The 11,610-nt window shown below is 70.2% G+C and carries 12 protein-coding genes; 2 read left to right on the top strand and 10 right to left on the bottom strand.

From position 1 onward, the window contains the following. Positions 1–24: 24 nt before the first annotated feature. From IE260_RS23420 to IE260_RS23435, 4 genes are all read right to left on the bottom strand, one after another. Complete coding sequence (locus IE260_RS23420; protein WP_189874993.1) at positions 25–552, bottom strand: YbjN domain-containing protein; 528 nt, start codon at positions 550–552, stop codon at positions 25–27. A gap of 159 nt (positions 553–711) precedes the next feature. Next, a complete protein-coding gene (clpB, locus tag IE260_RS23425) occupies positions 712–3,333 on the bottom strand; it encodes an ATP-dependent chaperone ClpB (RefSeq protein WP_189874996.1) in 2,622 nt (873 codons plus the stop codon). A gap of 292 nt (positions 3,334–3,625) precedes the next feature. Then, the gene (locus tag IE260_RS23430) at positions 3,626–3,961 is read right to left on the bottom strand and encodes a Rieske (2Fe-2S) protein (protein ID WP_189874998.1); all 336 of its coding nucleotides are present in this window, start codon (positions 3,959–3,961) and stop codon (positions 3,626–3,628) included. A gap of 5 nt (positions 3,962–3,966) precedes the next feature. Beyond that, complete coding sequence (locus IE260_RS23435) at positions 3,967–4,134, bottom strand: hypothetical protein (protein WP_189875000.1); 168 nt, start codon at positions 4,132–4,134, stop codon at positions 3,967–3,969. A gap of 104 nt (positions 4,135–4,238) precedes the next feature. Between IE260_RS23435 and IE260_RS23440 the strand changes: the two genes are divergently transcribed. Both IE260_RS23440 and IE260_RS23445 read left to right on the top strand, forming a co-directional pair. Further along, positions 4,239–5,273, top strand: coding sequence for a helix-turn-helix transcriptional regulator (locus IE260_RS23440; protein ID WP_189875002.1), 1,035 nt, complete (start codon positions 4,239–4,241; stop codon positions 5,271–5,273). Beyond that, complete coding sequence (locus IE260_RS23445) at positions 5,270–6,253, top strand: helix-turn-helix transcriptional regulator (RefSeq protein WP_189875004.1); 984 nt, start codon at positions 5,270–5,272, stop codon at positions 6,251–6,253. Before IE260_RS23440 ends, IE260_RS23445 begins: the two co-directional genes overlap by 4 nt. On the opposite strand, the gene IE260_RS23450 is transcribed toward IE260_RS23445, so the two are convergent. From IE260_RS23450 to IE260_RS23475, 6 genes are all read right to left on the bottom strand, one after another. Then, a complete protein-coding gene (locus IE260_RS23450) occupies positions 6,216–7,250 on the bottom strand; it encodes a helix-turn-helix transcriptional regulator (RefSeq protein ID WP_189875006.1) in 1,035 nt (344 codons plus the stop codon). The genes IE260_RS23445 and IE260_RS23450 overlap by 38 nt on opposite strands. A gap of 174 nt (positions 7,251–7,424) precedes the next feature. Next, positions 7,425–8,543: a sugar ABC transporter substrate-binding protein gene (locus IE260_RS23455; RefSeq protein ID WP_189875008.1), complete on the bottom strand. Its 1,119-nt coding sequence runs from the start codon at positions 8,541–8,543 to the stop codon at positions 7,425–7,427. A gap of 247 nt (positions 8,544–8,790) precedes the next feature. Continuing rightward, a complete protein-coding gene (locus IE260_RS23460; RefSeq protein ID WP_189875010.1) occupies positions 8,791–9,246 on the bottom strand; it encodes a heat shock protein transcriptional repressor HspR in 456 nt (151 codons plus the stop codon). Between the two features lie 5 nt (positions 9,247–9,251). Beyond that, entirely contained in the window at positions 9,252–10,427 is a 1,176-nt protein-coding gene (gene dnaJ / locus IE260_RS23465) for a molecular chaperone DnaJ (protein WP_189875013.1), read from the bottom strand. Between the two features lie 36 nt (positions 10,428–10,463). After that, positions 10,464–11,126 (bottom strand): nucleotide exchange factor GrpE, encoded by a 663-nt coding sequence (grpE, locus tag IE260_RS23470; RefSeq protein ID WP_189875015.1) that lies wholly within the window; start codon positions 11,124–11,126, stop codon positions 10,464–10,466. Beyond that, positions 11,123–11,610, bottom strand: a 488-nt coding sequence (locus IE260_RS23475; RefSeq protein WP_189875017.1) for an Hsp70 family protein, incomplete at its 5' end; no start/stop codon positions are given. The genes grpE and IE260_RS23475, both read right to left, overlap by 4 nt.

Raw genomic sequence — 11,610 nt, forward strand, 5'->3', positions numbered from 1 at the left:
AGCCGTGTACGGCCGTACGGCGGCCTACTCGTCGTCCTCGGGCTTCTCCGAGTCGTTGACCTCCTGCTCCAGGCCGAGCTGCTCCACGAGCCACCGGTCGAACTCGATGGCGGCCCGCACCCAGCTGACCGTCGAGGAGACGAAGTGCTCCAGGCTCACGCCCATGCCGATCAGCATCTGGGCCTCGCCGATGAGACGGACGGTGCCGTCGTCATGGGTGTGGGAGTACACCTTGGGCCACAGGGTGCGCCGGTTCCAGTCGTCGATCGACTCCAGCAGCTGGGGCTTCTCGTCGATCTTGTGGGGCCGGTCGTAGAACGTCCGCACCGAGAAGACCTGCTGGTCGCCCTCGCCGCGGAACATGAAGTACGTACGGAACTGCTCCCACGGCGCCGCGAGGTCACCCTCTTCGTCGACGACGTACTTGAGCTCCATCTGCTCCAGGAGCTGCTTCACGAGATCCTGATCCGGGACGACGGGGCCCGCCGGTCCTTGGGGCTGCGGCTCGGGCTGGCCCCCGAAGTTCGGAATCGAGGACGGGTCGATGCTCACCGTGATTTTCCCTTCGTACGGATCTGGCCATCCTCCCTCATCCGGGGAGGGGGGTGGCAAGCCCCGACGGGGCCTGTCAGCCTTGGGCTGACAGGATCCGGCCGGTCGGGTGGATGCCGGATGGGCCCCTCCGTCGCGGGGAAGGGCCCCCGGCCGCGACTACAGCGTCCTGCCGGTCGCGGGTCCCACGATCAGGTCGTCGCCGAAGCGGTCCACGCGGACCGTGTCGCCGTCCTTGATCTCACCGGAGAGGATCTCCCGGGCGAGCCGGTCGCCGATGGCCGTCTGCACGAGGCGCCGCAGGGGACGGGCTCCGTACGCCGGGTCCATGCCCTCGTCGGCCAGCCAGGCCAGGGCCTCGTCGGTGATCTCCAGGGTGAGGCGGCGCTCGGCGAGCCGCCGGGCCAGCGAGTCGATCTGGAGCCGCGCGATCCGGCTCAGTTCCTCCTTCGTCAGGGCCGAGAAGACCACCAGGTCGTCCAGGCGGTTGAGGAATTCCGGCTTGAACGAGGTGCGGACCACCTCCAGGACCTGTTCCTTCTTCTCCGCCTCGCCGGTCATCGGGTCGACCAGGAACTGGCTGCCGAGGTTGGAGGTCAGAACGAGGATCGTGTTGCGGAAGTCGACGGTGCGGCCCTGCCCGTCGGTCAGGCGCCCGTCGTCGAGGACCTGCAGCAGGATGTCGAAGACCTCGGGGTGGGCCTTCTCCACCTCGTCGAGCAGCACCACGCTGTACGGGCGGCGCCGCACGGCCTCGGTGAGCTGGCCGCCCTCCTCGTAGCCGACGTAGCCGGGCGGGGCGCCGACCAGGCGGGCCACGCTGTGCTTCTCGCTGTACTCCGACATGTCGATGCGGACCATCGCCCGCTCGTCGTCGAAGAGGAAGTCGGCGAGGGCCTTCGCCAGCTCGGTCTTGCCGACACCGGTCGGGCCGAGGAAGAGGAAGGAGCCGGTGGGCCGGTCGGGGTCGGCGATCCCGGCGCGGCTGCGGCGGACCGCGTCGGACACCGCCCGGACGGCCTCGGTCTGCCCGATGAGCCGCTTGCCGAGCTCGTCCTCCATGCGCAGCAGCTTCTGGGTCTCGCCCTCCAGCAGGCGTCCGGCCGGGATGCCGGTCCAGGACGCGACGACGTCCGCGATGTCGTCGGAGCCGACCTCCTCCTTGACCATGGTGTCCTTGGCGCCCCCGCCGGAGGCGGAAGATGCCAACGCCTCCTCGGCCTCGGAGGCGGCCTCCAGGTCGCGTTCCAGGGCGGGGATCTCGCCGTAGAGCAGCTTGGAGGCGGTGTCGAAGTCGCCGTCGCGCTGGGCGCGTTCGGCCTGCCCTCGCAGTTCGTCGAGCTTCTCCTTCAGCTCGCCGACCCGGTTGAGGGACTGCTTCTCCTTCTCCCAGCGTGCGTTGAGGCCGCGCAGCTCCTCCTCCTTGTCGGCGAGGTCGCGGCGCAGCCGCTCCAGGCGCTCGCGGGAGGCCGGGTCGGTCTCCTTGTCCAGCGCCAGCTCCTCCATCTTCAGCCGGTCGACGGCGCGCTGGAGTTCGTCGATCTCGACGGGGGAGGAGTCGATCTCCATGCGCAGCCGGGAGGCGGCCTCGTCGACGAGGTCGATGGCCTTGTCGGGCAGGAAGCGGGAGGTGATGTAGCGGTCGGAGAGGGTGGCCGCCGCGACCAGTGCGCTGTCGGCGATCTGGACCTTGTGGTGGGCCTCGTAGCGGCCCTTGAGCCCGCGCAGGATCGCGATGGAGTCCTCGACGGTCGGCTCGGCGACCAGCACCTGCTGGAAGCGCCGCTCCAGCGCCGGGTCCTTCTCGATCCGCTCGCGGTACTCGTCGAGGGTCGTCGCGCCGACCATGCGCAGCTCGCCGCGCGCGAGCATCGGCTTGAGCATGTTGCCGGCGTCCATCGCGGAGTCGCCGCCGGCCCCGGCGCCGACGACGGTGTGCAGCTCGTCGATGAAGGTGATGATCTGCCCGTCGGAGTCCTTGATCTCGGCGAGGACGGTCTTCAGGCGCTCCTCGAACTCGCCGCGGTACTTGGCACCGGCGACCATGGCGCCCAGGTCGAGCGCGACCAGCCGCTTGTTCTTCAGCGACTCGGGCACGTCGCCCTTGACGATGCGCTGGGCGAGACCCTCGACGACGGCGGTCTTGCCGACGCCGGGCTCGCCGATGAGGACGGGGTTGTTCTTGGTCCGACGGGACAGCACCTGCACCACGCGCCGGATCTCCTGGTCCCGGCCGATGACGGGGTCCAGCCTGCCCTCGCGTGCGGCGGCGGTGAAGTCGGTGCCGAACTTCTCCAGCGCCTTGTACTGCCCCTCGGGGTCGGCGGTGGTCACCCGGCGTCCTCCCCTCGCCTTGCGGAAGGCGTCCAGCAGCTTCTTGGCGTCGGCGCCCTGGCCGATGAGCACCTCACCGGCCGCACCGCCCTTGGCGGCGATGCCGATGAGCAGGTGCTCGGTGGAGAGGTACTCGTCCCCGAGCTCCTTGGCCCGGGTCTGCGCGTCGGCGACCACGGCGAGCATCTCACGGCTGGGCTGCGGCGGCGCGACGGTGGACCCGGTCACGCTGGGCAGTCCGGCGAGGATGCGCTCGGCGCCGGAGCGCACGGCCGCGAGGTCGGCCTCGACGGCGACGAGCAGGTCGGTGATGTTCTCGTTGTCCTGTCCCTGGAGCAGAGCCAGGAGCAGGTGGGCGGGGGTTAGGTCGGGGTGCCCCTCGGTCACGGCGCGGCTGCTGGCCGCGTTGATCGCGTCCCGGCTCCGGTTGGTCAGCTCGGCGTCCACGTTCGCGTTCTCCTCCTAGCGTCGGCCGTCGGCCACGTCTCCCAGTGCTGACTCATAGAACGTGCATAAAGTTGAGTCTATTCCACTCAAGGGGTTGTGGCGGAGGGGCGGGGGCGCGCTGGGGGGCACGCGGGCCACCGACGGCTCTTTTCGGCCAGGAGGGGACGGGTGCCGGACGGGTGGACGTCCGGAAATATCCCCAAAAACTACAGCGGCGTCACCGTGTTCAGGTCACGGTGCCCCCGCTGCGGGGGGAAGCACCTGAGCGATCTGTTACGACGGGGGAATCGCGTCAGGCACTGCGGGGGGTGGCAGAGATGGTCCGCATCTCGGGACCCTCCGACTGCACGAGCCGGTGGTCCCGCTGGTCCAGGTTCACGAAGATCATTCCGTACCGGATGGCACACCGCACGGGCTGCGGCGCCCCCCGAGGCCGCCGCAGACACCTGTACGCCCGTAGGTCTCCGTCCTCGTCCCGCGTGACGACGACCGGCTCACCGAAGACGGTCACCATCAGCGAGTCGCCGCTGTGGGGGATGGCGGTGACCAGGTCGATGAAGTGCCAGCCGGAGCGGTAGGCGGTGGCCATTTCGCGGCGGAAGGAGCGGTCGTCGGGTGGAGTCGTCATCGCGATCAGTTCCAGGAAGTGTCGTTGGTGTGTTCTTCACCGACGACCACCGCAATCGACTCGGCGTTCGCCCGAGCATCGCTGGACTTGCCGGCCAGGCCACTCACGCCCACGAGCATCACAACGGCGGAAAGAGCAGCGGCAAATACCGAGCGAAGCATTCTCTTACTCATAGTCGGCTTCGTCCTCACTCGATGGTCTCCTCTTCCCCCGTCGGATAAGACGATGGCTCATATAGGCACGTCATGGCCACACAATCGGTGCATCATGTTCCTGCATGTTCAGGACCCTGGGGGGTGGAAAATTGGGGACAAACGGGACGCAAGCGGCACATCCCCATGCCATTACCGAACTGTGTGACGAAGGCAGTCGGCTCTACGTGCATGCCCTGCGTGCCGGCCGCATCGCCCGCACGGACGTCGAGTCGGCCCCCTGCCTGATGGAGTTCGCCCTCCTCCACCCGGACCCCGACGATGCCACGTGGCTGCGCCCCGTGCCTCCGACGATCGCCCTCGCGCAGCGTCTGCACCCCATCGAGCGGGAGATCACGGAGCGCAGGCGCCTGTCCGTCCAGCTGGCCGACGCCTTCGAGCCGTTCATGGCCGCGAGCGCCCAGAGCACCGCGTCGACCCACGCCATCACCGTGCTGGAGGGACGGGACCGGATCAACTCGGCGCTGAACCTCGCGACGGCCGAGTGCCGGACCGAGGTGCTCACCGTACAGCCCGGCGGCCGCCGGCTGGAGAGCAACCTCCTGAAGGGACTGGAGCGCGACAGGCCACTGATCGAACGGGGCGTGCGCCTGCGGACGCTGTACCAGCACACCGCCCGGCACAGCCCCGAGACCCTGGCGTACGTGGAACAGATCGCCGACGGCAAGGTCGAGGTCCGCACCATCGACGAACTGGTCGAGCGGCTCATCATCTGCGACGACACCGTGGCGTTCATCCCGACCCGGGAGGACCGCCAGGTCGCCCTCGAACTGCGGCATCCCGGCCTGGTGCGCTACCTGATCAAGGTCTTCGAGTTCATGTGGGCCCGCGCGGTACCGCTCAAGATCGGCACTCCTTACGAGACCGCCCCCGACGGCATCACCGACATCCAGCACTCCATCGCCAAACTCCTGGTGGAGGGGCACGTCGACGAGGCCATCGCGCGCCGCCTCGGCATGAACGTGCGCACCTGCAGGGCCCACATCGCGAAACTGGCGGCGGTCCTGGGCAGCGGCAGCCGCGCGCAACTGGGCTACCTCATAGCCCAGTCCGGGATCCTGGAACAGGGCCACCGCTCGCCCGAAGAGAGCCACGCGTGACCGTCGAGGCGCACCGCCACGGAACGGAGGAGCTGTGCGAAGCGGGCTTGGGGCTCTACGCCCGCGCACTGCGCGAAGGCGGACTCGCGGGCGCCGAGGCCGCGGAGGCACCCTGCCTCATCGACATCGGCCTGCTGTACCCGGCCGTCGACGACCTGAGCCGGCTGGAGCCCGTCGCCCCCGCCGTCGCCCTGCAACGCCTGCTGCGCGCATCGGCGGACCGCATCGCCGCCGAACGCCGGCGCGAGCAGCGGCTCGCCGACGTCTTCGAACCCCTGTTCCGCCTCGGCGGACAGAACACGGCGGGTGAGGACAGCCCCGTACTGAGGATCCACAGCAACAAGGAGCGCACGAGCCGGGCCATCACCGAAGCACTGGCCGAAGGCACGGACGAGCTCCTCTCCATCCAGCCGCACAACGGGCTGATCGCCCCGCCGCTCCACGTCCAGGAAGCCGCCCTGGAAAGGGACCAGGCGTTCCTCGACCGCGGCGGCCGGGTGCGCGCCCTGTACCAGCACACCGTCCGGCACTCCCCCGTCGTGGTCGCCCGCTACGAACGGCTGACCGGCGACGTGTCGGCCCGCATGCTCGACGAGGTCACCGAACGCCTGATCATCGTGGACCGCGCGGTCGCGTTCATCCCCGCCAACGCCGACCGCTCCCTCGCCCTGGAGGTCCGCCAGCCCGCGCTGATCTCCTACTTCGTCACCACCTTCGACCGGCTCTGGCGCCTGGCCACGCCCATGCACCCCCGGGCCGTCCGGCAGCCCACGCGGGGCGGCATCACCCCCCGCCAGCGCGCCATCGCCGCCCTCCTCGTCGAAGGGCACACCGACACCGCGATAGCCGACCGTCTCGGCATGAACGTCCGCACCGCGCGGGTCCACATCGCCAAACTCGCCGCCACCCTGGGCAGCGAGAGCCGGGCCCAGCTCGGCTACCTCATCGGGCGGTCGGGGATTCTCGGTCCGGAACGCTGACGGCCGCGGCGGGCCGCGGCGGGCCGTCGAGGCCGACCTGGGCGATGCGCACGCCCAGCTGGGTGCGGCTGGCCGCGCCCAGCGTCTCCGACAGGCGGGCGATGTGCGCGCGGCAGGTGCGCACGCTGATGCCCAGCCGCTCGGCGATCACCGCGTCCTGGTGGCCCTCCGCCAGCAGCGCCGCGATGGACCGTTCGCGGTGCGAGATGCCCTTGATGCCGGTGTCCGGCAGCGGGGCCGTCAGGGGAAGCGCCAGGCGCCACAGGCGCTCGAAGACCGTCACCAGGTAGGCGATCAGCCCCGGATGCCGCAGCTCCAGGGCCATCGTGCGGTCCGCGTTGGCGGGGATGAAGGCCACCGTGCGGTCGAAGAGGATGAGACGGTCGATGACCTCGTCCAGGGTCCGCGCCTCGACCGTGTCGCCCATCAGCTCCAGGTAGTTGAGCAGGCCCTGCCCGTGCCGGGCCACGTGCGTGTACAGGTCCCGCATCCGCACCCCTCGCCCGCGCAGCGCGAGCGCCCGGTGCAGTCCCTCCGACAGCTCGTGCTCCCGCCGGATGCCGCCGGGCTGGACGGTGAGCACCTCCGTCGTGCACGCCTCCGTCGCCTCGTCCATGGCGGCCTGGATCCGGGCCAGCCCGTCCAGTACGCGGATCGCTGTGCCCTCCGTCGCGGCCGAGGCCGGGATCCGGCTGCCGAGCCCCGCGTACCACTCGAAGGCCGCCACCGCCGAACCCACCCGCCGCTGGCTGGCGCTCACCTCGTCGTAGACCCCGCGCAGCAGCCGGGTCATGACCTCCTGCGGGGAGGTCGGCACGAACCAGTCCATGTCGTCGGGGTCGGGGTGCAGCAGGGCCAGCTCCAGCAGGCAGGGCACCGGCTCCACGTCCCGGCGGGGCACACGGCCGCGCCGTACGGCCCGGGAGTACACGCGGTCCCCCGCCTCGCACAGACGGTCAGCACCGTGTGGATGCCCGTCCGCCCTGTGCTCGGCCATCGCCCATCCCACCCCCGGTTCCGGCTCTTTCCGCAGCGCAACTATGCGCGGCCGGGACCGGGTCCGCAACACGGCTCCCCGCGGGACCGCGGCCGGTAACCACCGGCTCGCACCGGTATGTCCCGACCTCTGCGCGGCGCACTTGCAGGAAGCTGAGGGGGTGGGCGGGCCGGACTACTTCAGCCCGATCTCCGCGCAGGCGGACGCGAACTTGGCGGTGCAGATGTCGGAGACCTTGTGGATGCCGTCCGCGACCACGGTCTCCTGGATGTTCTCCTTCGTCAGGGCGACCACGGGGACCAGCTGCGCCGGAATGTCCTTGTGCGTGGGGCTGTCGACCTTGTCGCGGGTGAGCGCGTCGAACTGGATGTCCCGCCCCTGGACCCGCGCGACGGCCATCTCCGCCGCGTTCTCGGCCTCCTGCGGGTACGACTTGTACACGCTCATGTACTGCTCGCCGCTGACGATCCGCTGCACCGCCGCCAGCTCCGCGTCCTGGCCGGTGACCGGCGGCAGCTTGGTCACACCCGCGGCCTCCAGGGCCTTGATCACGCCGCCCGCCATGCCGTCGTTGGCGGAGTAGACGGCGGCGATGTTGTCCTTGCCGATCGACTCGATCGCCCGGGCCATGTTCGCCTCGGCGTTCACCGGCTTCCAGTCCTTGGTGTCGAAGCTCTCGGCGATCGTCACCTTGCCGTTCAGCTGGGACAACGCCCCCGCCTTGAACTGCTTGGCGTTGGGGTCGGTGGGCGACCCGTTCATCATGACGATCTTGTCGGAGCTGTCGATGTCGTCGCCGAGCGCCTCGATGAGGGAGCGGCCCTGGACCTCGCCGACCAGCTCGTTGTCGAAGGAGATGTAGGCGTCGATCGGGCCCTCGGCCAGCCGGTCGTAGGCGATGACCGGGATGCCGGCGTCCTTGGCCTTCTGCACACCGTCCGCGATGGCCTGCGAGTCGACGGCGTCCAGGACGATCACGTCGACCTTGTCGTCGATCATCTGCTGCAGCTGCCGGGTCTGCTTCGCCGCGTCCGCACCGGCGTTGGCGTACTCGACCTTGCCCTGGTCGCGGGTGAGCGAGGCCACCTTCTTCTTGAAGATGGGGTAGTCGAACTGCTCGTAGCGCGTGTTCTCCGTCTCCGGAAGCAGCAGGCCCACCGTGATGTCGTTGCCCTTGGTCGGGCTCGCGCCGTCGCTGCTCTCCGACGCGTTCAGCACGCCGCAGGCTGCGAGCGAAACGGTCATCGTGGACGCTGCCACGGATATGGCGATACGACGCATGCAGGAGCTCACTTCTGGTGCCTTCCGGACGCGGGTGCCGCATTGCAACCCAGGTGACTGAAAAGCCAACGCGGCGGCGGTACCCAGCGTCAAGCGGAAGCACTTAACGAGATGACAACACCACGCTCCGCAGCCGGTGTGAAGACGGAGCGGAATCGCCTCCCAACTCCCTTTACACGCCCTCCATGCGGGGGGCATGCGAAGGGGCCCGGAGGTTGCGTCGAACCTCCGGGCCCCTTGCGGACGCCTTCACGCGCCGTCAGTCCGGGGACTGCTGCTGGCGCTTCGGCCGCCACACCACCAGCGCACTGGTCTGCTGGACCTCCTGATACGGCACCAGGTCCCGGCGGTACGAGGCGTGCACCGCCGCCTCGCGCTGGCGCATCGCCGTCGCCGCACCCTCCAGCGCGTCCTGCAGCTCCGCCACCCGGGCCTGGAGCGCGGCGACCTGGTTCTCCAGTTCGATGATGCGCTTGATGCCCGCCAGGTTGATGCCCTCGTCCTGCGACAACTGCTGCACCTGGCGGAGCAGTTCGATGTCACGGGCCGAGTAGCGCCGGCCCCGGCCGGCCGTGCGGTCCGGGGAGACCAGGCCCAGCCGGTCGTACTGGCGCAGCGTCTGCGGGTGCAGGCCGGAGAGCTGGGCCGCCACCGAGATGACGTAGACCGGGGTGTCCTCGGTCAGTTCATACGGGTTGCGTCGACGACCGTCCATCTCCCTCAAGCTCCCTTCGCGGCCTGGAACAGCTCCGCCCGCGGATCCTCACCCGCGGTCGCCTCGCGATACGCTTCCAGCGCGTCACGAGCCTTCCCCGTCAGGTCCTTCGGGACACTCACCTCGACGGTGACCAGGAGATCGCCTCGGGTGCCGTCCTTGCGGACCGCGCCCTTGCCGCGGGCGCGCATGGTGCGGCCGTTGGGCGTGCCCGCCGGCAGCTTCAGGGTGACGGGCGGGCCGCCCAGCGTCGGGACCCGGACCTCGCCGCCGAGCGCCGCCTCGGCATACGTGACCGGGACGGTGACGGTGAGGTTGTCGCCCTTGCGCCCGAAGACGGGGTGTTCCTTGACGTGCACCACCACGTACAGGTCACCCGCCGGACCGCCCCGCTCGCCCGGCGCGCCCTTGCCGCGCAGCCGGATGCGCTGGCCGTCCGACACCCCGGCGGGGATGCGGGCCTGCATCGTCCGGGAGGACTTGGCACGCCCGGAGCCCTTGCAGACGTCGCACGGGGTCTCCGCGATCAGGCCGCGGCCCTTGCAGTCCGGGCACGGGTCGGTGAGCGAGAAGCCACCGCCCGAGCCCCGGGCGACCTGGCCGGTGCCGACGCAGGTCGGGCACACCCGTGGCGTGCCGTTCTTGTCGCCGGTGCCCGAACAGGCCTTGCAGGGCTGCTGGCTGGACATGCGCAGCGGGACCGTCGCGCCCTCGATGGCCTCCGTGAAGCTGAGGGTCACCTCGGACTCGATGTCCTGGCCACGCCGTGGCTGGGTCCGCGTGCCGGCGCCGGTGCCGCCGCGGTTGAACAGGCCCCCGAAGACGTCACCGAGCCCGCCGCCGAAGCCGCCGGCCCCGGCCTGGGCGCCGCCTCCGAAGAGGTCGCCCAGGTCGAAGTTGAAGGAGCCGCCGCCCGCGCCCGGCCCCGGGCGGAACCCGCCGTTGCCGAAGAGGGTGCGGGCCTCGTCGTACTCCTTGCGCTTCTTGGGGTCGCCGAGGACGTCGTTCGCCTCGGAGATCTCCTTGAAGCGCTCCTCGGCCTTGGCGTTGCCCTTGTTGGCGTCCGGGTGGTACTCGCGGGCGAGCTTCCGGTACGCCTTCTTGATCTCGGCCTCGGTGGCGTCCTTGGGGACGCCGAGGACCTTGTAGTAGTCCTTCTCGATGAAGTCCTTGGTGCTCATCCCCGACGTCCCTCCTTCCCGTCCTCAGTGATTACGTCAGCCCTCCTCCGGGCCACCGTTCTCCTTGTTCTCCGCGGAGTCCGCGTTCGCCTCCGTGGCCTCCTCGGCCGGCTTGACCGTCTGCGCGCCCGGCTGCGGCTCGGCCACCGCCACCCGCGCGGGGCGGATGGTGCGCTCACCGATCCGGTACCCGGGCTGCAGAATCGCCACGCACGTCGTCTCGGTGACGTCCGGGGCGTAGGAGTGCATCAGGGCCTCGTGGATCGTCGGGTCGAAGGGCTCGCCCTCCTTGCCGAACTGCTGCAGGCCCATCTTGGCCGCGACGGTCTCCAGCGACTCCGCGACGGACTTGAATCCGCCGACGAGCTCGCCGTGCTCCCGGGCGCGGCCGATGTCGTCGAGGACGGGCAGGAGCTCGGTCAGGAGGTTCGCGACGGCGATCTCCTTGACCGCGACCCGGTCCCGCTCGACCCGGCGGCGGTAGTTCTGGTACTCGGCCTGGAGCCGCTGGAGGTCCGCCGTGCGCTCGTTCAGCGCCGTGCGCACCTGGTCCAGCTGGGCCACCAGGCCAGCGTTCTCGCTCGCGTCCCCGGCCGGGGCCGCCCCCTCTTCGGAGGCGGCCTTCGGCTCGGCGTCGTCAGGGGTGGCGCCGGAGGGGACGTCGGGCTTCTCCTCGAAGCCCGGGGTCTCCTCCGTCACGCGGCACCGTCCTTGCGCTCGTCGTCCACGATCTCGGCGTCGACGACGTCGTCGTCGGCCGCCTTGGCGCCACCGGCGGCGGCACCCTCGGGACCGCCCGCGGCCTGCGCGGCCTGGGCGTCGGCGTACATGGCCTGGCCGAGCTTCTGGGAGACGGCCGCGACCTTCTCGGTGGCGGTGCGGATCTCGGTGGTGTCCTCGCCCTTGAGCTTCTCCTTCAGCTCGGCGACGGCCTCCTCGACCTCGGTCTTCACCTCGCCCGGGACCTTGTCCTCGTTGTCCTTGAGGAACTTCTCCGTCTGGTAGACGAGCTGCTCGCCCTGGTTGCGGGTCTCGGCGGCCTCGCGGCGGCGGTGGTCCTCCTCCGCGTACTGCTCGGCCTCCTGGCGCATCCGGTCGACCTCGTCCTTCGGCAGCGAGGAGCCGCCGGTGACGGTCATCTTCTGCTCCTTGCCCGTGCCCAGGTCCTTCGCGGTCACGTGCA

This window comes from Streptomyces viridiviolaceus, from assembly GCF_014650995.1.
GTDB lineage: Bacteria > Actinomycetota > Actinomycetes > Streptomycetales > Streptomycetaceae > Streptomyces > Streptomyces viridiviolaceus.